A 24441-nucleotide genomic window follows, 5' to 3' on the forward strand; every position below is an offset into this window, starting at 1 on the left:
GGGGGTCCTTACCGGGCCACTGAAACGATTTGTTTTACCGCTTTAAATTAAAAAAACCTAAACCATACGACGTAAAAGTCGGGAGGAAAGATGGAAACTGTAGTTGGTCTAACCGCTATCGCTGTTGCACTGTTGATCGGCCTGGGCGCACTGGGTACCGCAATTGGTTTCGGCCTGCTGGGCGGCAAATTCCTGGAAGGCGCTGCGCGTCAACCAGAAATGGTTCCAATGCTGCAAGTTAAAATGTTCATCGTTGCCGGTCTGCTCGACGCCGTAACCATGATCGGTGTTGGTATCGCTCTGTTCTTCACCTTTGCGAACCCGTTCGTTGGTCAGATCGCTGGCTAATTACTCGGATCTTCCGGGTAATTTGGTGAGATGGACAACGTAACTGCGAGGTGTTGGCGTGAACATTAATGCGACCCTGATTGGCCAGTCCGTTGCGTTCCTGATTTTTGTACTGTTCTGCATGAAGTTCGTATGGCCTCCGGTCATCGCGGCTCTGCACGAACGTCAAAAGAAGATCGCTGATGGTCTGGACGCTGCCAGCCGAGCAGCTCGCGACCTGGAGTTGGCCCAAGAGAAAGCGGGTCAGCAACTGCGCGAAGCGAAAGCTCAGGCAGCTGAAATCATCGAGCAAGCCAAGAAACGCGGTACCCAGATTGTCGACGAAGCCCGTGAACAGGCTCGCGTCGAAGCTGACCGTGTGAAGGCTCAGGCTCAGGCCGAGATCGAACAGGAACTGAACAGTGTCAAAGACGCGCTGCGTGCCCAAGTGGGTAGCCTGGCCGTTGGTGGTGCTGCGAAGATTCTGGGTGCCACAATCGATCAAAACGCGCACGCAGAGCTGGTTAACCAACTGGCTGCTGAAATCTAAGCGAGGGCGATCATGGCAGAACTGACCACGTTGGCCCGACCTTACGCTAAGGCGGCCTTCGAGCACGCTCAGGCCCACCAGCAACTGGCCAATTGGTCAGCCATGCTCGGCCTGGCAGCAGCGGTGTCGCAAGACGACACCATGCTGCGCGTGCTCAAGGCCCCGCGACTGACGAGCGCAGAAAAGGCCGCCACGTTTATTGACGTGTGTGGCGACAAGTTTGATGTCAAGGCACAGAATTTCATTCACGTCGTTGCCGAAAACGACCGTCTCCCGCTGTTGCCGGAGATCGCCGCTCTGTTTGACCTGTACAAGGCCGAACAAGAGAAGTCGGTAGACGTTGAAGTGACCAGTGCTTTTGCATTGAACCAAGAACAGCAAGACAAACTCGCCAAGGTTCTCAGTGCACGACTCAACCGGGAAGTGCGCCTGCAAGTCGAGGAAGACAGCTCCCTTATTGGGGGTGTTGTCATCCGCGCCGGCGACCTGGTTATCGATGGCTCGATTCGCGGCAAAATCGCGAAACTTGCCGAAGCATTGAAATCTTGAGTTTGAAGGGGCAGCAGAGCAATGCAGCAACTCAATCCTTCCGAAATAAGTGAAATTATCAAGGGCCGCATCGACAAGCTCGATGTGACCTCCCAAGCCCGTAACGAAGGCACTGTCGTCAGCGTATCTGACGGCATCGTGCGGATTCACGGTCTGGCCGACGTCATGTACGGCGAGATGATCGAGTTTCCGGGCGGCGTCTACGGTATGGCCCTCAACCTGGAGCAAGACTCCGTAGGCGCCGTTGTTTTGGGTGCTTACCAGTCTCTTGCCGAAGGCATGAGCGCCAAGTGCACTGGCCGCATCCTGCAAGTTCCGGTGGGTAAGGAACTGCTGGGTCGCGTAGTCGACGCACTGGGTAACCCAGTTGACGGCAAAGGTCCGCTGAACAACACCGAGACCGACGCGGTCGAGAAAGTTGCTCCAGGCGTGATCTGGCGTAAATCGGTAGACCAGCCTGTACAGACTGGCTACAAGGCTGTCGATGCCATGATCCCTGTCGGCCGTGGCCAGCGTGAGCTGATCATCGGTGACCGTCAGATCGGTAAAACCGCTCTGGCGATCGACGCGATCATCAACCAGAAAGACAGCGGCATTTTCTGCGTCTACGTCGCGATCGGTCAGAAGCAATCGACCATCGCCAACGTTGTTCGCAAGCTGGAAGAAAACGGCGCCCTGGCCAACACGATCATCGTGGCTGCCAGTGCTTCGGAATCTCCTGCGCTGCAATTCCTGGCTCCGTACGCCGGTTGCACCATGGGCGAATACTTCCGCGACCGCGGTGAAGACGCGCTGATCGTTTATGACGATCTGTCCAAGCAAGCAGTGGCTTACCGCCAGATTTCCCTGCTGCTGCGCCGTCCACCAGGCCGTGAAGCTTACCCAGGCGACGTGTTCTATCTCCACTCCCGTCTGCTGGAGCGCGCATCCCGCGTTTCGGAAGAGTACGTTGAGAAGTTCACCAATGGCGCAGTGACCGGCAAAACCGGTTCCCTGACCGCACTGCCGATCATCGAAACCCAGGCTGGCGACGTTTCCGCGTTCGTTCCGACCAACGTGATTTCCATCACCGACGGTCAGATCTTCCTGGAATCGGCCATGTTCAACTCGGGCATCCGCCCTGCAGTGAACGCCGGTGTTTCGGTATCCCGTGTGGGTGGTGCCGCTCAGACCAAGATCATCAAGAAGCTGTCCGGTGGTATCCGTACCGCTCTGGCTCAGTACCGTGAACTGGCGGCATTCGCCCAGTTCGCTTCTGACCTGGACGAAGCGACCCGTAAGCAACTTGAGCATGGTCAGCGCGTTACCGAGCTGATGAAGCAGAAGCAATACGCGCCAATGTCGATCGCCGACATGTCGCTGTCGCTGTATGCCGCTGAGCGCGGGTACCTGACTGACGTCGAAATCACCAAGGTCGGCAGCTTTGAACAAGCGCTGATCGCTTTCTTCAACCGCGATCACGCCGATTTGATGGCGAAGATCAACGTGAAAGGTGACTTCAATGACGAAATCGACGCTGGCCTCAAAGCCGGTATCGAGAAGTTCAAGGCCACCCAAACCTGGTAAGCCGCAGCGGGAGCCGCAAGGCTCCCGCTTGCTAACCTGATAGGTGTTACATGGCAGGCGCAAAAGAGATTCGCAGTAAGATTGCGAGCATCAAAAGCACGCAAAAAATTACCAGCGCCATGGAAAAAGTGGCGGTCAGCAAAATGCGCAAGGCACAAATGCGCATGGCTGCTAGCCGTCCTTATGCGGAGCGTATCCGCCAGGTTATTGGTCATTTGGCCAACGCCAACCCGGAATATCGCCACCCGTTCATGATCGACCGCGAAGTAAAGCGCGCCGGTTATGTCGTGGTGAGCAGTGACCGTGGTCTGTGTGGTGGCTTGAACACCAACCTGTTCAAGGCTCTGGTCAAGGACATGGCGGTAAACCGCGAAAACGGCGTCGAGATCGACCTGTGTGTCGTTGGTAGCAAGGGTGCGGCTTTCTTCCGCAACTTCGGCGGTAACGTCGTTGCAGCTATCAGCCACCTGGGTGAAGAGCCGTCGATCAATGACCTGATCGGCAGCGTCAAGGTGATGCTGGATGCTTATCTGGATGGCCGTATCGATCGCCTGTCCGTGGTGTCCAACAAGTTCGTCAACACCATGACGCAAACGCCTACCGTGGAGCAATTGATTCCACTGGTGGCAACCCCGGATCAGGAACTCAAGCACCACTGGGATTATCTGTACGAACCGGACGCCAAAGAGCTGCTTGACGGCTTGATGGTCCGCTACGTGGAGTCGCAGGTCTACCAGGCGGTGGTCGAGAACAACGCGGCTGAACAAGCTGCGCGGATGATCGCGATGAAGAACGCTACCGACAACGCCGGTGATTTGATCAGCGAATTGCAGCTGGTCTACAACAAGGCGCGTCAGGCTGCGATCACCCAAGAGATCTCGGAAATCGTCGGCGGCGCTGCCGCGGTTTAACGGTTCAAATATTCAGAGGATCCAGCTATGAGTAGCGGACGTATCGTTCAAATCATCGGCGCCGTTATCGACGTGGAATTCCCACGCGACAGCGTACCGAGCATCTACGACGCCTTGAAAGTTCAAGGCGCCGAAACCACTCTGGAAGTTCAGCAGCAGCTGGGCGACGGCGTGGTTCGTACCATTGCGATGGGCTCCACCGAAGGCTTGAAGCGCGGTCTGGACGTCAACAACACTGGCGCAGCCATCTCCGTACCGGTCGGTAAAGCGACCCTGGGCCGGATCATGGACGTACTGGGCAACCCGATCGACGAAGCTGGCCCGATCGACACCGAAGAGCGTTGGGGTATCCACCGCGCTGCGCCGTCGTTCGCAGAGCAGGCAGGCGGCAACGACCTGCTGGAAACCGGTATCAAGGTTATCGACCTGGTTTGCCCGTTCGCCAAGGGTGGTAAGGTTGGTCTGTTCGGTGGTGCCGGTGTAGGCAAAACCGTAAACATGATGGAACTGATCCGTAACATCGCCATCGAGCACAGCGGTTATTCTGTGTTCGCCGGTGTGGGGGAGCGTACTCGTGAGGGTAACGACTTCTACCACGAGATGAAGGATTCCAACGTTCTGGACAAAGTGGCACTGGTCTACGGTCAAATGAACGAGCCGCCGGGAAACCGTCTGCGCGTAGCACTGACCGGCCTGACCATGGCCGAGAAGTTCCGTGACGAAGGTAACGACGTTCTGCTGTTCGTCGACAACATCTACCGTTACACCCTGGCCGGTACTGAAGTATCCGCACTGCTGGGCCGTATGCCTTCGGCAGTAGGTTACCAGCCGACCCTGGCTGAAGAGATGGGCGTGCTGCAAGAGCGCATCACTTCGACCAAGCAAGGTTCGATTACTTCGATCCAGGCCGTATACGTACCAGCGGACGACTTGACTGACCCGTCGCCAGCGACCACCTTCGCCCACTTGGACGCCACCGTCGTACTGTCCCGTGACATCGCTTCCCTGGGTATCTACCCAGCGGTAGATCCACTGGACTCGACTTCGCGTCAACTGGACCCGAACGTGATCGGCAACGACCACTACGAAACTGCTCGTGGTGTTCAGTACGTGCTGCAGCGTTACAAGGAACTGAAGGACATCATTGCGATCCTGGGTATGGACGAGCTGTCGGAAGCCGACAAGCAGTTGGTAAACCGTGCTCGTAAGATCCAGCGTTTCTTGTCGCAGCCGTTCTTCGTGGCTGAAGTCTTCACCGGTGCCTCGGGTAAATACGTTTCCCTGAAAGACACCATTGCTGGCTTCAAAGGCATCCTCAACGGTGACTACGACCACCTGCCAGAACAAGCGTTCTACATGGTTGGCGGCATCGAAGAAGCGATCGAGAAAGCCAAGAAACTGTAATCCCGGCGCCCGGCAACGGGCGCTAATTTAGGTTGAGGCAATCAGATGGCTATGACAGTCCATTGCGATATCGTCAGCGCGGAAGGAGAAATCTTTTCCGGTCTGGTCGAGATGGTGATTGCGCACGGTGCACTGGGTGATCTTGGTATCGCCCTGGGGCACGCGCCGCTGATCACTAATCTGAAGCCAGGTCCGATCCGACTGGTCAAGCAGGGCGGGGAAGAGGAGGTGTATTACATCTCCGGTGGTTTCCTCGAGGTTCAGCCGAACATGGTCAAGGTTCTTGCCGACACCGTGCAACGTGCTGCCGACCTGGACGAAGCCTCCGCTCAGGAAGCCGTCAAGGCTGCCGAGAAAGCCCTGCATGAGCGGGGCGCGGAATTCGATTACGGTTCTGCTTCCGCACGTCTGGCCGAGGCTGCAGCTCAGCTGCGCACCGTCCAGCAGATCCGCAAGAAGTTCGGCCACTAACAGGTCTTCTTGTTGCGCGATTGATTAAAAAGGGTAGCCTCGGCTACCCTTTTTTCTTTTCCGATGTTCATCACTTGGTCGCAGCCGCTGACCACCCAGGATTGGTAGCCAGTCATGTCACTTGAAATCGTAATCCTCGCCGCTGGCCAGGGCACTCGCATGCGCTCGGCGCTGCCCAAGGTCCTGCACCCGATTGCCGGCAATTCGATGCTTGGCCATGTTATCCACAGCGCAAGGCAACTTGATCCACAGCGCATTCACGTGGTCATTGGCCACGGTGCGGATGCCGTGCGTGAGCGTCTGGCGGCGGATGACCTGAATTTCGTACTGCAGGACAAACAACTGGGTACCGGTCACGCGGTTGCTCAAGCCGTGCCGTACATCGAGTCCGACACCGTACTGATTCTCTACGGCGATGTGCCGTTGATCGAAGTGGATACCCTGCAGCGCCTGCTCAAGCAAGTCGCTCCACAGCAGTTGGGTCTGCTGACTGTCGAACTCGACGACCCGACCGGTTACGGCCGTATCGTGCGTGATGCCGACGGCAAGGTTACCGCCATCGTTGAGCAAAAAGATGCCAACGAAGCGCAGCGGGCGATCACCGAAGGCAACACCGGCATTCTCGCGCTGCCGTTCGCGCAGATGAGCGGCTGGATGAGCCGACTCTCCAATAACAACGCCCAGGGCGAGTACTACCTGACCGACGTGATTGCCATGGCCGTCAACGATGGCCTGGTGGTCGCCACCGAACAACCGCACGACGCCATGGAAGTGCAGGGCGCCAACGATCGCAAGCAGCTTTCCGAACTGGAGCGCCATTACCAGCTGCGTGCCGGTCGCCGTCTGATGGCGCAGGGCGTGACGCTGCGTGATCCGGCTCGTTTCGATGTGCGCGGTGAGGTCACCGTCGGGCGCGATGTGCTGATCGACATCAACGTCATCCTCGAAGGCAAGGTGGTCATCGAAGACGACGTGGTCATCGGGCCCAATTGCGTGATCAAGGACAGCACCCTGCGCAAGGGCGTGGTAATCAAGGCCAACAGCCACATCGAAGGAGCGGTGCTCGGCGAAGGCAGCGATGCCGGGCCATTCGCCCGCCTGCGTCCAGGCTCCGTTCTGGAGGCTCGCGCCCATGTGGGTAACTTTGTCGAGCTGAAGAATGCCCATCTGGGCGAAGGCGCAAAAGCCGGTCACCTGTCTTACCTCGGTGACGCCGAGATCGGTGCGCGCACCAACATCGGCGCGGGCACCATCACCTGCAACTATGACGGCGTGAACAAGTGGAAAACCGTGCTGGGCGAGGACGTGTTCATCGGCTCCAACAACTCGCTGGTGGCGCCTGTGGATATCTCCAGTGGTGCGACCACTGCGGCGGGCTCGACCATCACTCAGAATGTGGATAAAGCCCAGTTGGCGGTCGGTCGTGCTCGTCAGAAGAACATCGACGGCTGGAAGCGGCCGGAGAAGGTCAAGAAAGGCTGAGTTATCCACAATTCAGGGCAAATGTGATCTGTAGGAGCGAGCTTGCTCGCGATTGCGGTGTAACAGTTGATATCAATGTGACTGACACACCGCTATCGCGAGCAAGCTCGCTCCTACAGATTTCTTCTTTTATCCACAGACCTTTTTTATCGTCCCCGCTTGACGAAGTTTCGCCAATAGGTTTTGATTGCTTCCGTTATCTTTCGAATCGAAACTTACCTAGTCATGTCGAAACGCAACACGCCTCAGCGCCGCCATAACATTCTTGCTTTGCTCAATGAGCAGGGTGAAGTCAGCGTGGACGAGTTGGCAAAACGTTTCGAAACCTCGGAAGTTACGATCCGTAAGGATCTCGCTGCACTCGAAAGCAATGGTCTGCTGCTACGCCGTTACGGTGGGGCGATCACCATGCCTCAAGAGCTGGTGGCCGATATCAGCCAATCTGTCTCCGCTTATAAACAGGCTATTGCCCGCGCGGCGGTCACGCGGATCCGCGAACACGCGAGGATCATCATCGACAGCGGCAGCACCACGGCTGCGATGATTCCCGAACTCGGCCAGCAACCCGGCCTGGTTGTGATGACCAATTCCCTGCACGTCGCCAACGCCCTGAGTGAACTCGAACATGAGCCGGTGCTGTTGATGACCGGTGGCACCTGGGACCCACATTCCGAATCGTTCCAGGGGCAGGTTGCCGAGCAGGTACTACGCTCCTACGATTTCGACCAGTTGTTCATCGGTGCCGACGGCATCGATCTGGTCCGTGGCACTACCACGTTCAATGAATTGCTGGGACTTAGCCGTGTCATGGCAGAGGTCGCTCGCGAAGTGATCGTGATGGTCGAGGCCGACAAGATCGGGCGCAAGATCCCCAACCTGGAACTGCCCTGGAGCAGTGTCCATACCCTAATTACCGATGATCGCCTTCCAAATGAAGCACGCGATCAGATTCAGGCCCGCGGCATCAATTTGATTTGCGCGGCTGTCAGTCAGGAGAAATAGCATGTGTGGAATTGTCGGCGCAGTCGCAGAACGTAATATCACAGCCATCCTGCTCGAAGGCCTCAAACGCCTTGAATACCGTGGCTATGACAGCGCCGGTGTAGCGGTGCTGACCAACGACGGCAAGCTCGAGCGCATGCGTCGTCCGGGCAAGGTCAGCGAGCTGGAGGCAGCGCTGGACGCCGAGCCGCTGATCGGCCGTCTCGGTATTGCCCACACCCGCTGGGCGACCCACGGCGCGCCGTGCGAACGTAACGCTCACCCGCATTTCTCCGGCGATCTGGCAGTGGTGCACAACGGCATCATCGAGAACCATGAAGCCCTGCGTGAACAACTCAAGGCCCTGGGCTACGTCTTCACTTCGGACACTGACACCGAGGTCATCGCCCACCTGCTCAACCACAAACTCAAGGATCTGGGCGACCTCACTGTGGCGCTGAAGGCCACCGTCAAAGAACTGCACGGTGCCTATGGCCTGTCCGTCATCAGCGCTGCGCAACCGGATCGACTGGTTGCCGCCCGCAGTGGCAGCCCATTGGTGATCGGTCTGGGCCTGGGCGAGAATTTCCTCGCCTCCGACCAGTTAGCCCTGCGTCAGGTCACCGACCGTTTCATGTACCTGGAAGAGGGCGATATCGCCGAAATCCGCCGCGACAGCGTGCAGATCTGGGACATCAACGGCCAAGCCGTCGAGCGCGAAACCGTGCAGTACCGCGACGGTGCCGAAGCGGCGGACAAGGGTGAATTCCGCCACTTCATGCTCAAGGAAATTCACGAGCAACCGGCCGTTGTGCAGCGCACCCTCGAAGGCCGACTCAGCCCGACTGGTGTGCTCGTCCAGGCGTTCGGTCCACAGGCCGCCGAGCTGTTCGCCAAAGTGCGCAACGTACAGATCGTCGCTTGCGGCACCAGCTACCATGCCGGCATGGTTGCCCGTTACTGGTTGGAAGAACTGGCCGGTATTCCGTGCCAGGTCGAAGTGGCCAGCGAATTCCGCTACCGCAAGGTGGTGGTGCAACCCGATACGCTTTTCGTGACCATCTCCCAGTCCGGCGAAACCGCCGACACCCTGGCCGCGCTACGCAACGCCAAGGAATTGGGCTTCCTCGCCAGCCTGGCCATCTGCAACGTCGGCATCAGCTCGCTGGTGCGTGAATCCGACCTGACCCTGCTGACCCAGGCCGGTCGTGAAATCGGCGTCGCCTCGACTAAGGCATTCACCACCCAATTGGTTGGCTTGCTGCTGCTGACCCTGTCCCTGGGCCAGGTGCGCGGTACGTTGGCACAGGGCGTTGAAGCCACCCTGGTCGAAGAGCTGCGTCGTCTGCCAACCCGTCTGGGCGAAGCACTGGCCATGGACAGCACCGTCGAGAAAATCGCCGAACTGTTCGCCGAGAAGAACCACACATTGTTCCTGGGCCGCGGCGCGCAGTTCCCAGTGGCCATGGAAGGGGCGCTCAAGCTCAAGGAAATCTCCTACATCCACGCTGAAGCCTACCCGGCCGGCGAACTGAAGCACGGCCCGCTGGCGCTTGTGGATAACGACATGCCGGTGGTCACCGTTGCGCCGAACAACGAGCTGCTGGAGAAGCTGAAGTCCAATCTGCAGGAAGTCCGTGCCCGTGGCGGCCAGTTGATCGTGTTCGCCGACGAGAAGGCCGGCATGACCAACGGCGAAGGCACCCATGTTGTGCACATGCCGCACATCCACGACATCCTCTCGCCGATCCTCTACACCATCCCGTTGCAGTTGCTGTCGTACTACGTCGCCGTGCTCAAGGGCACTGACGTCGATCAGCCGCGCAATTTGGCGAAGTCGGTGACGGTGGAATAAGTTATCCACAGGTCCGACGCAGACCCCCGCAATCGCGGGGGTTTGTTTTTTCCGGCTCCAGCATTCAGATGCGCAAGTAACAGACCATGGCCTGCAACTGATTCCCCTACCGCGCAAGCTCGACGCCGGAAGAAATAATCGCTTAGGGTCTGTTTTCCATCTGGTGCCACGCGCCACCGTCGTTTTATTGATCAAGGAATACCCAGTGGACCGATTTCAGGAAATGCAGGTCTTTTCGGTGGTCGCCCAAGAACAGGGGTTCTCGGCGGCGGCGCGTCGCCTTGGGATGTCGGCAGCCAGCGTGACTCGCGCGGTGGCCGCGCTGGAAAAACGCATCGGTACCTCGCTGTTGACGCGCACGACCCGCAGCGTACATCTGAGCGAAGCCGGCCAGCGGTATCTCGACGATTGCCGGCGAATCCTCGCCGAGGTGCAGGAAGCTGAGGATTCGGCGGCGGGCAGCCACGCAGAACCCCGTGGGCAACTGACGATCACCGCTCCAGTGCTGTTTGGCGAGCTGTTCGTCACCCCGGTGATGGTGGCTTATCTGGCCCAGTTTCCCGAGGTGATCATCAATGGTCTGATCGTCGATCGTGTCGTGAGCATGGTTGAGGAGGGCGTGGACGTGGCCGTGCGTATCGGTGAGTTGCCCGACAGCAACCAGCACGCGATCCGTGTGGGTGAAGTGCGTCGCGTTGTTTGCGCGTCGCCGTCATTTTTACAGGCCAACGGCCGACCTCAACATCCCCAGGACCTGATGCGTGCGCCGGTGATTGGCACATCCTCCATCGGCCAGCAGCGGAGCTGGCCATTTCATGAGGCTGGGGAATCGCTCAGCGTCCGGACTGAGCCTCGCTTGGTCGTGACCTCGAATCAGGCCGCCATTCGCGCCGCCAGCCTTGGTTTGGGCTTCACCCGCGTATTGTCGTACCAGATAGCCAACCAGGTTGCCTCGGGAGAGCTTGAGATTGTTCTCGCCGAGTTCGAACTGCCGCCCTTGCCGATCCATGTCGTGTATCAGGGCGGACGTAATGCACCAGCGCGGATCCGCAGCTTTGTGGACTTCACCGTTAAAACGTTGCGCGAACACCCGGCGTTGAAACGCTGAGGGTTTATTGCGACGGATGAAATAATTGATTGCGTTTGCTGGTTATTCTGTTGTTTTGGCTGGGGGTGGAAGATAGCGTCCATCGGTGCTGATCACTCCTGAACGGCGCCACTCGATAGCGGAGTCGACCATGCAAGCGATCAAACTCTACAACTTCCCTCGTTCCGGCCATGCCCATCGCGTGGAACTGATGTTGTCCCTGTTGCAGTTGCCGACCGAGCTGATCTTTGTCGACCTGGCCAAGGGTGCCCACAAGCAGCCGGACTTCCTGGCGGTTAACCCGTTCGGACAAGTACCTGCCATTGATGACGAGGGCGTGGTGCTCGCCGATTCCAACGCAATCCTGGTTTATCTGGCGCAAAAATACGGTAATGGCCGCTGGCTGCCCACCGATCCGGTCGGCGCGGCGAAGGTGCAGCGTTGGTTATCCGTGGCGGCTGGGCCGATTGCTTTTGGCCCGGGTCGGGCACGCTTGATCACCGTATTTGGTGCTCCTTATAACGCCGAAGAAACCATCGCCTTTGCCCACGTCTGGCTCAAGCTGATCGACGAGGCGCTGGAGCAATCGGCTTATCTGGTGGTTGACGAGCCAACCATCGCCGACGTTGCCGCCTACAGCTATATCGCCCATGCACCGGAAGGCAATGTCTCGCTTGATGACTATGCCAACGTGCGTGCCTGGCTGGCGCGGGTTGAGGCCTTGCCGGGTTTTGTCGGCATGCCGCGCACCGTCGCAGGTTTGCAAAAAACCGCCTGATAGCGGCAAGGTTGGAAAGGCTGCGAGCTTCGAACAGGGGCTCGCGGCCTTTGGTGTTTGCCCTGTAGCATCTGTTGGACGCTGGCTTGAGCCGTTCCAAAGGATGTTTCATGTTTTTCATTGCTCGACTGACGGTCCTGCTGACAGCGCTGGTGCTGCTCAATGGTTGCGAGCGGCAGGACAGTGCGCCGCTCGATCAGCAAGTTTATGTCTGGCAGCGGCAATGGACGCCGTCCCACGAAGCTGCGCTCGATGACAGCCGCGCGGACTTCTCGACGCTCAGGATTCTCGCCTTGCAGGCTTTTCCCCGTGCCGGATGGAGTCGGGCGCGCATTGATGCGGCGCTGCTCAAGCGAGATGGCCGACCGTTGATTGCGGTGGTTCGTCTGGATGACCAGCTTGCGTCGCTGGATCAGAAAGAAATCACTGCACGGATTCAGCAGATGCTCAGCGATTGGCAAGGCCAGGGCCTGGTGCTCGCCGGAGTGGAGATCGATCACGACGCCGGGATTGCCCGGCTTGCGGCGTATCGCAAGTTTCTCACCGACCTGCGCGCGTCCCTGCCCATTTCTCTGAAGTTGAGCATCACTGCCTTGCCCGCGTGGCTCGACAGTCCTGAACTGCCGGCCTTGTTATCCACAGTCGATAGCAGCGTGTTGCAGGTGCACGCGGTGAGCGATCCACGCCGGGGCCTGTTCGACCCGGGCCAGGCGCAAAAAGTGGGCCAAAGCCTGGAGTCGCATCACCCCGCGGGATTTTTACCTGGCATTGCCGGCTTACGGTGTGGCGCTGTTGCCCGGTGTGAGCAGTGCGCCCGTGGTGGAAAGCGAAGTACCGGTCGAAAGCAGCGGCGAGCGTCGTGAATTGCTCGCCGATCCTCAACAACTGCGCACGCTTGCCCTGAAGCTTCGCAACGACCCGCCGGCCCATCTGGCGGGCTTGATCTGGTTCCGCCTGCCATTGGCCAGCGACCGCCGAGCGTGGAGCCTCGCCACGCTGGGCGCTGTAGCGCGTGGCGATCCCCTCGACAGCCGCGTGATGTTGAAACTCGCGAACCAGGATGGCCTTTATGACGTCAGTGTCAGCAACGAAGGCAACCTCGACAGCGCCTGGCCCGAGCGGCTGACTCTGGCGGTGCAGGGTTGTGAGGCTGCCGACGCCCTGGCCGGTTACGCGTTGCAACAAACCCCGGATGTGCTTACCTTCACCCGCCTGCGCGACGGACGATTGCCAGCCGGCGGGCAGCGTGCAATCGGTTGGGCGCGCTGCACCCATATTGATCAAGGAGGTTCGAATGTTCACCCGTAACTGGCCCCGTCATGTGCTCTGCCTGAGCCTGAGTTTGCCACTGGGGTCGGCGTTGGCCTGCGGGCCGGACTTCCCCATGCGCTTGCTCGACAACCGTGGCCAGTCGCTGGCGGAGTTGCCCGAAGGTAATTTCCGTTTCGAGGTCAGCCGCCTGGGCCAGGCGATTGCGGGCCTGAAAGTGGTCAACGATACCCTGCACAGCGGCGACCCGGCCGAATACAGCGAGCAGCGTGAATACGCCGAACAGGACGGTTTAACGGCGCAACAGCAGGAACTGGTTAAACGCCTGCGCGGTTTGACCGATGCCCGTCAGGTTGAAACCCAAGGGGCGAGCCTGCCAAGGGAACTGGTGCTCTATACGGCAGGCGCCGTGGCGTTCAACACGGGCGATCATGGATTGGCCGTCGATTACTTCCGCAACGTGTTGGCGTTGCCCGCCGATCAACGCGGATTGCGCAGCACCTGGGCCGCTTATTCGCTGGGCCGGGCACTGTTCGCCATGAGTGCCGACGCTGACGCAGCCGCTGACCTGCTGGCGCAGGCACGTCAGGCCTTCGAGCAGGCTCGGCAACTGAGTATCGACGGGTTCAGTGACCCGTTGGAACTGGGGGTTGCCAGCCTTGGCGAAGAAGCTCGCGTAGCGCGCACGGCCGGCGACTGGAACAGTGCCATCGAACTCTACGCCGCACAAAATCGTCACGGTTCCGGGGTCGGGTACACCTCGCTGAAGTTGCTGGTGGCTGATCTGGTGGCGATGCCCGAGGCACAGCTCAACGCGTTGCTTGAAGGCAAACCGGTGCAGCAACTGATCACGGCTTCCTTGATCAGCCGATTGAACTGGTCATTTGGTGATCAACCACCTGCTGAGCAAAAAATGATCAAATTACTCCAGGCCAGCACGCGCGGCAGCCTGGAGAACGCTGATCGGCTGGCAGCAATGAATTATCAACAGGGCGACTACGCCAGCGCCAGGACCTTCCTCGAGCACGCCGGCGACGGTGGTTTGGCTTGGTGGTTGCGCGCCAAGCTGGCGATGCGCGACGGTGACAAGGTCGCTGCCGCCGCAGCCTATGCCAAAGCGGCCCAGGCATTTCCGCAAAACGAGTCCTGGGGCGAGCGGCGTACTCCGGACTGGGCCTTCGAAACGTTGCAGCCCAAGTGTCGGGTCGAAGGTGAGAGCGCGATCCTGGCGTTGCAACGTGGTGATTACCTGCAGGCGTTCGATCAGCTTTATCGCAGCAAGGACATTTACTGGTTCGACGCCGCGACCGTAGCCGAGCGCGTGTTGACCGTCGATGAGCTCAAGCAGTACGTCGATGCACAGGTACCTGCGCCCCCCGCGCTGACCCAGGAGGATCGCGATAACTACGTGCCGTTATCGGTGGCTGCGAAGTTGCGCAATCTGCTCGGGCGCCGCTTGCTGCGTGAGGAGCGTTACGACGAAGCGGTGATGTATTTCGACAGCGATACGCTCCAGAAAAAAGCCAGGTGGTATGGGCAATTGCGCCAGGACGCTGAATCGAAATGGTGGCCAAGCAAGCGTGCCTTCGCTTACTTCAATGCCGCGACGCTGGCCCGATTCGACGGCATGGAGTTACTCGGTTACGAGATGTCACCGGATTACGCCACTTTCGGCGGCAACTACAGTCTGGAAAGCACCGAGCTCAAGGTCGGCCCGCTGGTGGCGGAAGAAGAGGTCAAACGTCAGCAGGTCAGCACGGCGCAACCTGATCAGCGTTATCACTACCGTTATGTCGCCAACGCCTTGGCCAGCCAGGCTGCCGATCATTTACCCCATACCAGCCAGGCCTTCGCGGCGGTGCTGTGTGCGGCGACGGGCTGGAATCCTGGCCAGGCAGAGAAAACGGCGTTCTATCAGCGTTACGTCAAGGAAGGTCCCTATGTGGATTGGGCAGTCTTCTTCGGTGAACGCTGCCCTTATCCAAACTTCCAGGACGCCGACAAGCGTTACGTTACTCAGGCGTTGAGCCCGTTGCGGGCGACCCTGCGGCCTTATAAAAAGTGGTTGGAGGCAGCGGGGGTCGTGGCGTTTACAGCGGTTGCACTGGTGTTGATCAATCGTCGCAAGCGCAGGGCTCGTCAGTAGTCAGACCTGCTGAACGAAAGTCAGGCGCACTGCGAAGCCAATCAGCAGACTGCCAAACAACCATTGCTGGAGGCGCTGGGCCGAAGGACTGCGTTGCAGCCAACGACCCAGTGCCGCGCCAGCCAAGGCGTAGGCGCTGTCGAAGAGCAGCCCCACGCTGACGAGCACAACACCCAATGTCGCAAACTGCGTCAGCACCGATCCCGCGCGCGGGTCGATGAACTGGGGCAATAGCACCGAGCAAAACAGCAAGGCCTTGGGGTTGAGCAGGTTGGTCAGCAATCCACGTTGAATCGCCTGGCGCCAGTGGGGTTTTGCGTGGCCTGTACGATTGCCGCTCAAGTCGGGCAGCATCGTGGAGCGCAGGCATTGGATGCCAATCCACAGCAAGTACGCTGCCCCGGCCAGGCGCACTGCATCGAAGGTCCAGGGCGCTGCCTTGAACAACGCCGCCAGACCCAGCGCTGCCAAGGCCACGTGACAGCCTCGAGCGATCGCCAATCCCACTGCGGTGGCCAGTGCCAAGCCTTTGCCCTGACGTGCGCCCGTCTGCAACAGCAGGATCATGTCAGGCCCCGGCAACAGGTAGACGACCGCCAACGCCATGAAAAAAAGCCATAGTCCCGCCATGTTGCACCCCAATGCGTTCGATTTGTTGAAGCCAGTCTAGAGCTGAAGGGCGGGGCAGGTGCTTGCGTAGTTTGCTTCTACAGCGTCATGGATTGGCATAATCTGCTACACATATTCGTTTGACCATCAAGATCTATCAATAATGAAACTGGATGCCTACGACCGAAAAATTCTGGCGGCTCTGCAACGGGACGGTCGCTTGAGTAACGTGCAATTGGCTGACGAGATTGGCCTTTCGGCATCGCCTTGTCTTCGGCGGGTGCGGATGCTCGAAGAGGCCGGAGTGATTCGCGGCTATCAGGCCAATCTCGATCGTGACGAGATCGGTCTGGGGTTGACAGTGTTTGTCGGGGTTAAGGTCGAGCGCCATAACGATGAGCAAGCCGAGGCCTTCCGCTCGGCGGTGACGGCATTGCCGGAGGTGATTTCGGCCTTTCTGGTCTCGGGAGAATCGGATTTCCTGCTGCAAGTAGTGGTGCCGGACCTGCGCGCCTACGACCGGTTTCTCACCGGGCGCTTGCTGAAATTGCCAGGCGTGAGCGACATCCGCAGTAATTTTGCCATTCATACGGTGAAAGCCCCGGGGCTTTACCTTTGGAACATTTGCCGCTTTGAACCAAGTTGCACCCCGTCGCGGGCAAGCCCGGGTGTACACAAGTCCCGTAGGAGCGGGCTTGCCCGCGATGGGGGTAACTCAATTCCAAGCCCTACATCTGCGTTGCCATCCCCTCCACATCCATCGCCGCCTGACGCAGCGCCTCGGAGCGGGTCGGGTGTGGATGACAGGTCAGTGCAATGTCTTCGGCTGAGGCGCTGAACTCCATCGCCACGCAGTATTCGCCAATCATCTCGCTGACGCTTGGACCGACCAGATGCACCCCCAGCACTTCATCTGTACGCTCATCGGCGAGCACTTTGGCGAAGCCCTCGGTCTCGTGGTTGATTTTCGCCCGGCTGTTGGCGGTGAACGGGAATTTTCCAACCTTGTAGGCACGACCTTCCGCCTTCAGTTGCTCCTCGGTCTTGCCGACGCTGGCCAGCTCCGGGCGGGTGTAGATGACATTGGGGATCAGGTCGTAATTGACTTCGCCAGCTTTGCCGACGATCTGTTCGACGCAGGCCATGGCTTCATCTTCAGCCTTGTGCGCAAGCATCGGCCCGGACGTCACGTCGCCAATGACCCACACGCCAGGGGCTTCGGTGCGATGGCCCTTGTTGGCGAGCATGCCGCGTTTGTCCGTGGCGAGGCCAACGTTCTCCAGACCCAGACCTTGGGTATAAGGCCTGCGTCCGATGGCGACCAGCACGTAGTCGGCTTCCAGTGCCTCGGCCTCGCCGCCGGCGGCTGGCTCGATGCTGAGCTGGACGCCGTCTGCCGAAGACGTGGCACGAGTGACTTTTGAACCCAACTTGAAGCTGATGCCTTGTTTGCTCAACGAGCGTTGCAAAGCCTTGCCTGCTTCTGCGTCCGCACCGGGGCAGATCCGGTCGAGATACTCGACGACGGTGACTTTGGCGCCCAGGCGCCGCCACACCGAACCCAGCTCAAGACCGATGACCCCGGCACCGATCACCACCAGGTGCCGGGGTACCTCGGCGAGTGACAGCGCGCCGGTGGAATCGAGGATGCGTTGATTGTCGATGTCGACCCCGGGCAGGGGAGTGGGTTCGGAACCGGTGGCGATAATAATGTCCTTGGCGCTCAACTCGGTTTTGCGGCCGGCGCTGTCCGTTACCGTGACATTGCCCGGGCCGTCGATATGGCCCCAGCCTTTGATCCAGTCGACCTTGTTTTTACGGAAGAGAAACTCGATGCCCTTGGTCAGGCCTGTAACGCTTTCATCCTTCTGTTTCATCATTTGCGCAAGGTTGAGCGTGGGTTTGACCTCGATGCCCAACTGGGCAAATTCCGCACCCATGGCCGCCTCGTACAGCTCGGACGCGTGCAGCAGTGCCTTGGAGGGCATGCAACCGACGTTCAGGCAGGTGCCGCCGAGGGTGGCGCGCCCTTCGACGCAGGCGGCCTTGAGGCCCAACTGGCCGGCGCGGATCGCTGCGTTATAACCACCGGGGCCGCCGCCCAGAATCACGACGTCATAGTTGCTCATGGCTGTACTCCTGGATGAGTTAAGGAATTGCTCAACGTAAACTGGAGAAAAATTATGACCGTAATATGTGCGCTTCGAAGGCATTCGGTCAAGGCTTCAGCAACGCGACAGCTTCCGCGCTTTTAGATAGTAGGTTCCATACGAAATATTCACGCCATTCGTTATATCGTAACGAAATGTGATTCGGGCAAAGATGCCGGGGTGTTATGCAAGTCGATCTTGAGAGTGACGGCGCCGCGATCGCCGGGTTGCCACGCTTCCAGCAAGCGGCCTTCCAGAGTCGGCGTCTAAGCTGGTGGGTGATCGGCCTTGGCGCGCTCGCTGGTGTGGGGTTGGTGCTGGCTTTTTTCGTCGCGCTGTTTGCGCCGCAGTCGCTATGGCCGGCGCTGCTGGTCAATCAGTGCGCCAGCTTGCTGGTGGTGATGGCGGGCATGCAATCGGCGGGGTCGGTGGCGAAGTGGCGCGCCAGGGCGATGAACCCTTCGGAGACCGTGGCGGCCGCCGAGGTCGTTGAGCCCGCAGTGGGTTGGTATGAACGACTGCTGGAGCGCATCAGCCAACGCAGCAAACAACTATTGAGCAACATTGGCACGCCGACGTTGTGGCTCGCTGGCTGGGCCTTGTTGGCACTGCTGGGTATCGACCAGGTCTGGAACCTGTCCCTGCCCGCTGCGGCGTTGGGTTTTTCAGCGAATGTCGGCGCAGCGGCGTCGCTGTTGCTGGCGTTCGGCTTGCTGGTGCTGGAGCGTCAATTGGCCCAGCAATCGGTTGCCCTGTGGCCTGAGGCCGGTGCATTGGCTCAATTGGCGCGCGTGGCCATCGTCAGCCTGGTGCTGAGCGCGTTGTGCCTGTTGTTCGCCAGCAGCGAAGCGGTGTGGCCAGCACGGCTGGCGGTGTTGATCGGCCTGCTGCCGGGGCTGGTCGCCGCCGAACTGCTACTGCGCGCCTTGCTGTCCTTGTTCACCCCGCGCCCCGAACAGCTGGAGCCGCCGCTGCTGGCCAGAAGCTTCGTTGCTGATCTGCTGCGCTGGCCGCCACAACCCTTGCTGGCGTTGCAGCACGAATTGCACAACCGCTTCGGCATCGACCTGCGGCAAATTTGGGCGTTCAGTTACATGCGCCGCGCCTTGATACCGGTGTTGGCAGTGGTAGTCGTGGTCGGGTGGGCGCTCACCGGTGTTCATGAAATCGCCTTGCAGGAGCGGGGCATCTACGAACGTTTCGGCAAGCCGGTGGCGGTGTTCGGCCCGGGGCTGCATGCCGGTCTGCCCTGGCCGTTTGGCCGCGTGCTGAGTGTCGAGAATGGCGTGGTTCATGAGTTGGCCGCAAATGTCGGAGAAGTGGCGACGCCTGTTGCTGTGCAGCCGGCGGAAGGCCCGGCACCGGACGTGGCCAATCGCTTGTGGGATGCCAGCCACGCCAATGACAAATCCCAAGTCATCGCCAGCAGTCGTGCAGACAAACAGAGCTTTCAGATCGTTAACATGGATGTGCGGTTCGTCTACCGCGTCGGTTTGACCGATCAAGCAGCATTGGCCGCGACGTACAACAGCGCCGATGTGCCGACACTCATCCGCAGCACTGCGAGTCGGATCCTGGTTCACGATTTTTCCTCGCGCACGCTCGACGGGTTGCTGGGAGAGGACAGGGTAGGGCTCGCTGAAGACATTGGCCGCGCCGTGCAAGCCGACCTGACATCGCTCGACAGCGGCGTGGAAATTCTCGCCACGGTGGTGGAGGCCATTCACCCACCGGCGGGCGCGGCCAATGCCTATCACGGTGTGCAGGCAGCGCAGATCGCCGCTCAGGCATTGATATCACGCGAGCGTGGTGCCGCGGCCGAAACGACCAACCAAGCGCAGTTGCAGGCCAGCGTCGCCTACGACCAGGCGAGCGCGAGCGCACGGGAAACCTACGCAGCGGCGCAGGCGACGAACCTCAAGTTCTCCGCCGAGCAAAAAGCCTATGCCAGCGCTGGCCAAGCATTCGTGCAAGAGCAATATCTGAGTCAGCTTTCCCGAGCCCTGGCCGGCGCCAAGCTTCTGGTCATCGACCATCGCCTGGGCGGCAGCGGCAACGCGCCGACCATCGACCTACGCACGTTCACCTCGCCAGGCGATCCCACCCCCTCGCGTAAAACCGCTCAACCAGGAGCTGCCCATTGAGCCAGTCACACACTCACGATCATGATCACGGCCATGGCGGGCACCACCACGGGCACCACCATCATCATGGCGACTCTCAAGAGGCCGGCCCCTTTCCCTGGCGACGCATGAGCTGGGCGGTGCTGCTGGTGGCCTTTGCCATCGCAGCGGCGAGCCTGGTGCAGGTCCGTGCCGGCGAGGCCACGGTGATCACCCGCTTTGGCAATCCGTCCCGGGTGCTGTTGGCCCCCGGCCTGAGCTGGCGTTGGCCGGCACCGTTCGAGGCCGCGATCCCCGTCGATCTGCGTTTGCGCACAACCTCCAGCGGCTTGCAGGACGTGGGCACCCGCGATGGCCTGCGCATTATTGTTCAGGCTTACGTGGCGTGGCAGGTTCAAGGGGATCCGGACAATGTGCAGCGCTTCATGCGCGCGGTGCAAAACCAGCCAGACGAAGCGGCGCGCCAGATTCGCACCTTTGTCGGTTCCGCGCTGGAAACCACCGCAAGCAGTTTCGATCTGGCCAACCTCGTGAACACTGATGCCAGTCAGGTGCACATCGCTGATTTTGAAGCGCAACTGCGCCAGCAAATCGATCAGCAACTATTGGCCACTTATGGGGTGCGCGTGCTGCAAGTAGGCATCGAGCGGTTAACCCTCCCTTCGGTGACACTGGCCGCCACGGTCGATCGCATGCGCGCCGAGCGTGAAACAATCGCCACCGAGCGCACGGCCATCGGCAGGCGCGAGGCCGCGCAAATCCGCTCCACTGCCGAACGGGATGCGCGGATCGTCCAGGCAGATGCCACTGTGAAAGCTGCCGAAATCGAGGCGCAGTCGCGTATCGAAGCTGCGCAGATTTACGGGCGCGCTTACGCCGACTCTCCGCAGTTGTACAACTTGCTGCGATCACTCGACACCTTGGGCACTATCGTTGGCCCGGAAACCAAGCTGGTGTTGCGCACCGATGCTGCGCCATTCCGGGTGCTGGTGGATGGCCCAACGACGTTCGATAATAAGTCCGGGTTTCAGCCATGAGTAGGGTTCCACGTGGAACACATGCGTTGAGCAGCCCTTGGATTCAGGCCGGGCGCTTGGCGTTTATTGCGTTGTATGGGGTAACAGTGCTGGCGGCCTTGGTGTGGGCATTTTCGAATGTGCGGCAAATCGATCCGCAGGATCGTGCGGTGGTGCTGCACTTCGGTGCTCTGGATCGCACTCAGAATGCTGGATTGTTGCTTGCGTGGCCTCGACCTTTCGAGCAAGTGATTCTGCTGCCGGCGGCGGATCGAGTAATTGAGCGACGGGTCACCAACCTGTTGCGCAGCGACGCTGCATTACAGGCTGACCGGTCCGCGACCTTTGCCTCGCCGATCAGTGATGCGTTAGCTGGGTCAGGTTATTTACTCACCGGTGACGCCGGCGTCGTGCAGCTGGATGTGCGAGTGTTTTACAAGGTCACCGACCCTTTCGACTTCGTGCGTCAAGGTGAGCATGTACTGCCGGCGCTGGATCGACTGGTGACCCGCAGCGCGGTCGCCCTGAGTGCCGCTCGGGACTTGGACACCATCCTGGTGGCGAGGCCTGAGCTTATCGGTGCCGACAGTCAGGCCGCTGAACGTCGTGAGCGTCTGCGCGGCGATTTGGTGAAAGGTATCAATCAACGCTTGCTGGAACTGGCCGCGACAGGGCAGGGCCTGGGCATCGAGATCTCGCGCGTCGATGTGCAATCGAGCCTGCCGGACCCGGCGGTTAATGCGTTCAATGCCGTCCTGACTGCCAGCCAGCAGGCCGATAAGGCGGTCGCCAACGCACGCACCGAAGCGGAGAAACTTAACCAAACTGCCAACGAACAAGCCGACCGCACCTTGCAGGTCGCCCATGCCCAGGCGAGTGAGCGGCGGGCCAAAGCGTCCGCCGACACGGCCATGGTGCTGGGCCTGGCCAAGGCGCAGCAGCAAGGCACAGACCCACAGATGTTGCTGCGTATTTACCGGGAACGAATGCCGAAAATCCTCGGTCAGGCCGGTTCAGTAACCACGGTCGATCCGAGGGACGATTCCCGCCTGATCCTTCAGGGAGCTGCAAAATGACTGCTTCTACCACCGCCGCACCCATCCTGCTGTCTTCAGCCGAGCAACGCAGCGCCGCCCGCCAACTCACGCTCGCCATGCTCGCCCTGGGGTTGCTGACGCTCGGGTTGATCTGGCGCTGGGCCTCGCCGCAGCAGATCGGCGTCAGTCAATTGCTGCTGGGCGTCGCTTCGATTCTTGTGGCCGTGCCCGTGATGCGTTCGGCATGGTACAGCCTGCGCTACCCAAGTCTGCATGGCATCACCGATCAGTTGATCGCCTTGGCCATGCTCGGCGCTTGGGCAACCGGTGACCTCCTGACTGCGGCGTTGTTGCCCATCATCATGATCTTCGGCCACGTCCTGGAAGAACGCAGCGTGATCGGGTCGCAGGAAGCCATCCATGCCTTGGGCAAACTCACCCGTAGCCAGGCGCGCAAAGTGCAGACTGATGGCTCGATCCTGGAGGTGGACAACGGCACGCTCAAGGCCGGGGATTGGGTGGAAGTTCGTGCAGGTGATCGAGTGCCCGCCGATGGCCGAGTGCTATCCGGACAGGCCAGCCTCGATACGGCATCGATCACCGGTGAGTCGGTGCCAGTGGAGGCGGGTGTCGGCTCGTCGGTGTTTGGTGGGACGATTAACCTCGATGGTCTGCTGCGCATTGAAGTGACGCGCACGGGCAGCGAGTCGACCCTGGGCAAGGTCATCGCGCTGATGCAGAGTGCCGAGCGCTCCAAGCCGCCGATCACCCGGCTGCTTGAACGCTACGCGGGCAGCTACATGGTGCTGGTGTTGCTGCTGGCAGCCGTGACCTGGTTCGTCACAAACGATGCCCAGGCGATGCTCGCGGTGTTGGTGGCGGCATGCCCGTGTGCGCTGGTGTTGTCAGCCCCGGCTACGGCCATTGCCGGCGTCGCGGTGGCGGCGCGTCACGGGATCCTCATTCGCAGCTCGGCTTTTCTCGAAGAGCTGGCCGACCTCACGTCGCTGGTGGTCGACAAGACCGGGACACTGACCTTTGGCACGCTGCGCCTGCAATCAATCGACAGCCCGCTGGAGGATCACAGCCAGGTGCTCAGGCTCGCGGCCAGCCTCGGTTCCGCCAGCAGCCACCCGGTCAGCCGTGCGCTCACTGGCTTGGTCAGCCAGGAACAGTGCCTGTTGCTTTCGGACATTCACGAGCGTCAGGGCCTGGGTGTTGTGGCAATGACCGAGCACGGCGAAGCCGCACTGGGTCGGCCCGAGTTGTTCACCCAGTTGGGCATTGCGACAAGAGCCGTGCCCGAACACGATGGGCCGATTGCCGGGCTCGCCCTGGCTGGGGAGTTTCTCGCGTGGCTGTTGTTGTCCGATAGCCTCAAACCCGAGGCAAGGTTTGCCTTGGGTGAATTGCGTGAGCTTGGGTTGGGCCGTCAGTTGTTGCTCACCGGAGATCGCCACAGTGTGGCGCAGACCCTGGCCCGAGACGTCGGATTGCACGACGTCCATGCACAGGCGTTACCCGAAGACAAACTCAATTGGGTGCTCAAGGAAATCGACAGCGGTTTTCGACCGATGGTGGTTGGAGATGGCATCAACGATTCGTTGGCCCTCAAGGCCGGTGTAGTCGGGGTCGCCATGGGGCCGGGCGGGGCGGACATCGCCTTGGCGTCGGCGGACATCGTGCTGATCGGAAGTGATTTGCGACGCCTCGGCACCTGTGTACGTCTGAGTCGCCAGTGCCGGAACACGCTTCAGGTCAATGTGATCATCGGTCTGGGCTGGACGCTGGCGATTGTCGCGTTCGCGGCGTTCGGCTGGCTGGGCGCGGCAGGCGCAATGATCGCTGCGCTGCTGCATAACCTGAGCACTTTGCTGGTACTGGGCAACGCCGGGCGCCTGCTGCGGTTCAGAGAACCGTTGCTCAAGCTGAAGGATGAAACGTGAGGACGATTGATATTTCCGAACTGCGCGAAGTATTTGTAGTCCTCTGAAAAGAGAACTCACGTTTTCTTCGAAGACATCGGGCTGAAGCGCTAACGGCCATAGAAAAGGGCTATCTAATCGATAGCCTGCTATTTTTCAGGGATGGTCTAACCTCACTTCAGACGTCTGAACCAGGGGGATATTC

19 protein-coding genes and 2 pseudogenes are annotated in these 24441 nt (G+C 59.9%); 19 read left to right on the plus strand and 2 right to left on the minus strand.

Annotation, left to right across the window (positions count from 1 at the left end):
- Positions 1–90 precede the first annotated feature (90 nt).
- The 14 genes and pseudogenes from atpE to AB4N33_RS21840 all read left to right on the plus strand — a co-directional run bounded on the left by atpE (position 91) and on the right by AB4N33_RS21840 (position 15376).
- Entirely contained in the window at positions 91–348 is a 258-nt protein-coding gene (gene atpE, locus AB4N33_RS21775) for a F0F1 ATP synthase subunit C (RefSeq protein WP_003097235.1), read from the plus strand.
- Positions 349–406: 58 nt separating this feature from the next.
- Positions 407–877 (plus strand): F0F1 ATP synthase subunit B, encoded by a 471-nt coding sequence (locus tag AB4N33_RS21780; protein WP_056854267.1) that lies wholly within the window; start codon positions 407–409, stop codon positions 875–877.
- 12 nt (positions 878–889) lie between these two features.
- Positions 890–1426, plus strand: a complete 537-nt coding sequence (locus tag AB4N33_RS21785) for a F0F1 ATP synthase subunit delta (RefSeq protein ID WP_460140611.1) — start codon at positions 890–892, stop codon at positions 1424–1426.
- A gap of 21 nt (positions 1427–1447) precedes the next feature.
- Positions 1448–2992: a F0F1 ATP synthase subunit alpha gene (gene atpA, locus AB4N33_RS21790; protein ID WP_460119524.1), complete on the plus strand. Its 1545-nt coding sequence runs from the start codon at positions 1448–1450 to the stop codon at positions 2990–2992.
- Positions 2993–3042: 50 nt separating this feature from the next.
- Positions 3043–3903 carry a F0F1 ATP synthase subunit gamma gene (atpG, locus tag AB4N33_RS21795; protein ID WP_460140612.1) on the plus strand — a complete coding sequence of 287 codons (861 nt, stop codon included), beginning with the start codon at positions 3043–3045 and terminating at the stop codon, positions 3901–3903.
- A 27-nt stretch (positions 3904–3930) separates the two neighbouring features.
- A complete protein-coding gene (gene atpD, locus AB4N33_RS21800) occupies positions 3931–5307 on the plus strand; it encodes a F0F1 ATP synthase subunit beta (protein WP_217829080.1) in 1377 nt (458 codons plus the stop codon).
- 45 nt (positions 5308–5352) lie between these two features.
- On the plus strand, positions 5353–5778 hold the full coding sequence (locus AB4N33_RS21805) for a F0F1 ATP synthase subunit epsilon (RefSeq protein ID WP_075946957.1): 426 nt from the start codon (positions 5353–5355) through the stop codon (positions 5776–5778).
- Positions 5779–5892: 114 nt separating this feature from the next.
- Positions 5893–7260, plus strand: a complete 1368-nt coding sequence (gene glmU, locus AB4N33_RS21810; protein WP_460119527.1) for a bifunctional UDP-N-acetylglucosamine diphosphorylase/glucosamine-1-phosphate N-acetyltransferase GlmU — start codon at positions 5893–5895, stop codon at positions 7258–7260.
- A gap of 225 nt (positions 7261–7485) precedes the next feature.
- Positions 7486–8262 carry a DeoR/GlpR family DNA-binding transcription regulator gene (locus AB4N33_RS21815; RefSeq protein ID WP_460140613.1) on the plus strand — a complete coding sequence of 259 codons (777 nt, stop codon included), beginning with the start codon at positions 7486–7488 and terminating at the stop codon, positions 8260–8262.
- A 1-nt stretch (position 8263) separates the two neighbouring features.
- Positions 8264–10096, plus strand: coding sequence for a glutamine--fructose-6-phosphate transaminase (isomerizing) (glmS, locus tag AB4N33_RS21820; protein WP_460119531.1), 1833 nt, complete (start codon positions 8264–8266; stop codon positions 10094–10096).
- Positions 10097–10301: 205 nt separating this feature from the next.
- A complete protein-coding gene (locus AB4N33_RS21825; RefSeq protein WP_460119533.1) occupies positions 10302–11204 on the plus strand; it encodes a LysR family transcriptional regulator in 903 nt (300 codons plus the stop codon).
- 130 nt (positions 11205–11334) lie between these two features.
- Positions 11335–11961: a glutathione S-transferase family protein gene (locus AB4N33_RS21830; protein WP_476458223.1), complete on the plus strand. Its 627-nt coding sequence runs from the start codon at positions 11335–11337 to the stop codon at positions 11959–11961.
- Positions 11962–12071: 110 nt separating this feature from the next.
- A pseudogene (locus AB4N33_RS21835) lies at positions 12072–13269 on the plus strand (DUF3142 domain-containing protein).
- The gene (locus AB4N33_RS21840; protein ID WP_476458224.1) at positions 13256–15376 is read left to right on the plus strand and encodes a hypothetical protein; all 2121 of its coding nucleotides are present in this window, start codon (positions 13256–13258) and stop codon (positions 15374–15376) included. The pseudogene AB4N33_RS21835 and the gene AB4N33_RS21840 overlap by 14 nt, the downstream one beginning before the upstream one ends.
- Here AB4N33_RS21840 and AB4N33_RS21845 read toward each other — a convergent pair whose 3' ends face one another.
- Positions 15377–16006 (minus strand): LysE family translocator, encoded by a 630-nt coding sequence (locus tag AB4N33_RS21845; RefSeq protein ID WP_476458225.1) that lies wholly within the window; start codon positions 16004–16006, stop codon positions 15377–15379.
- A gap of 142 nt (positions 16007–16148) precedes the next feature.
- Between AB4N33_RS21845 and AB4N33_RS21850 the strand changes: the two are divergent.
- Positions 16149–16621: pseudogene (locus AB4N33_RS21850) on the plus strand (Lrp/AsnC family transcriptional regulator).
- 92 nt (positions 16622–16713) lie between these two features.
- Here AB4N33_RS21850 and lpdA read toward each other — a convergent pair.
- The gene (lpdA, locus tag AB4N33_RS21855) at positions 16714–18114 is read right to left on the minus strand and encodes a dihydrolipoyl dehydrogenase (protein ID WP_476458226.1); all 1401 of its coding nucleotides are present in this window, start codon (positions 18112–18114) and stop codon (positions 16714–16716) included.
- A gap of 206 nt (positions 18115–18320) precedes the next feature.
- Between lpdA and hflK (AB4N33_RS21860) the strand changes: the two genes are divergently transcribed.
- The 4 genes from hflK (AB4N33_RS21860) to AB4N33_RS21875 are packed head-to-tail and all read left to right on the plus strand — an operon-like array spanning position 18321 to position 24257.
- Positions 18321–20279, plus strand: coding sequence for a protease modulator HflK (gene hflK / locus AB4N33_RS21860; protein WP_476458227.1), 1959 nt, complete (start codon positions 18321–18323; stop codon positions 20277–20279).
- Entirely contained in the window at positions 20276–21295 is a 1020-nt protein-coding gene (gene hflC, locus AB4N33_RS21865; protein ID WP_476458228.1) for a protease modulator HflC, read from the plus strand. Before hflK (AB4N33_RS21860) ends, hflC begins: the two co-directional genes overlap by 4 nt.
- Positions 21292–22350: a protease modulator HflK gene (hflK, locus tag AB4N33_RS21870; RefSeq protein ID WP_476458229.1), complete on the plus strand. Its 1059-nt coding sequence runs from the start codon at positions 21292–21294 to the stop codon at positions 22348–22350. The genes hflC and hflK (AB4N33_RS21870) overlap by 4 nt, the downstream gene beginning before the upstream one ends.
- On the plus strand, positions 22347–24257 hold the full coding sequence (locus AB4N33_RS21875) for a cation-translocating P-type ATPase (RefSeq protein WP_476458230.1): 1911 nt from the start codon (positions 22347–22349) through the stop codon (positions 24255–24257). Before hflK (AB4N33_RS21870) ends, AB4N33_RS21875 begins: the two co-directional genes overlap by 4 nt.
- Positions 24258–24441 lie beyond the last annotated feature (184 nt).

It is taken from the genome of Pseudomonas sp. S1_E05, assembly GCF_056337105.1.

Excerpts from the sequence above, each read along its gene's own strand:
- hflK (WP_476458227.1), top strand. The coding sequence starts at position 18,321 with ATGCAAGTCGATCTTGAGAGTGACGGCGCCGCGATCGCCGGGTTGCCA.
- glmU (WP_460119527.1), top strand. The coding sequence starts at position 5,893 with ATGTCACTTGAAATCGTAATCCTCGCCGCTGGCCAGGGCACTCGCATG.
- atpG (WP_460140612.1), top strand. The coding sequence starts at position 3,043 with ATGGCAGGCGCAAAAGAGATTCGCAGTAAGATTGCGAGCATCAAAAGC.
- atpA (WP_460119524.1), top strand. The coding sequence starts at position 1,448 with ATGCAGCAACTCAATCCTTCCGAAATAAGTGAAATTATCAAGGGCCGC.
- AB4N33_RS21875 (WP_476458230.1), top strand. The coding sequence starts at position 22,347 with ATGACTGCTTCTACCACCGCCGCACCCATCCTGCTGTCTTCAGCCGAG.
- AB4N33_RS21805 (WP_075946957.1), top strand. The coding sequence starts at position 5,353 with ATGGCTATGACAGTCCATTGCGATATCGTCAGCGCGGAAGGAGAAATC.
- AB4N33_RS21815 (WP_460140613.1), top strand. The coding sequence starts at position 7,486 with ATGTCGAAACGCAACACGCCTCAGCGCCGCCATAACATTCTTGCTTTG.
- hflK (WP_476458229.1), top strand. The coding sequence starts at position 21,292 with ATGAGTAGGGTTCCACGTGGAACACATGCGTTGAGCAGCCCTTGGATT.
- AB4N33_RS21830 (WP_476458223.1), top strand. The coding sequence starts at position 11,335 with ATGCAAGCGATCAAACTCTACAACTTCCCTCGTTCCGGCCATGCCCAT.
- AB4N33_RS21845 (WP_476458225.1), bottom strand. The coding sequence starts at position 16,006 with ATGGCGGGACTATGGCTTTTTTTCATGGCGTTGGCGGTCGTCTACCTG.
- lpdA (WP_476458226.1), bottom strand. The coding sequence starts at position 18,114 with ATGAGCAACTATGACGTCGTGATTCTGGGCGGCGGCCCCGGTGGTTAT.
- glmS (WP_460119531.1), top strand. The coding sequence starts at position 8,264 with ATGTGTGGAATTGTCGGCGCAGTCGCAGAACGTAATATCACAGCCATC.
- AB4N33_RS21785 (WP_460140611.1), top strand. The coding sequence starts at position 890 with ATGGCAGAACTGACCACGTTGGCCCGACCTTACGCTAAGGCGGCCTTC.
- atpD (WP_217829080.1), top strand. The coding sequence starts at position 3,931 with ATGAGTAGCGGACGTATCGTTCAAATCATCGGCGCCGTTATCGACGTG.
- atpE (WP_003097235.1), top strand. The coding sequence starts at position 91 with ATGGAAACTGTAGTTGGTCTAACCGCTATCGCTGTTGCACTGTTGATC.
- AB4N33_RS21840 (WP_476458224.1), top strand. The coding sequence starts at position 13,256 with ATGTTCACCCGTAACTGGCCCCGTCATGTGCTCTGCCTGAGCCTGAGT.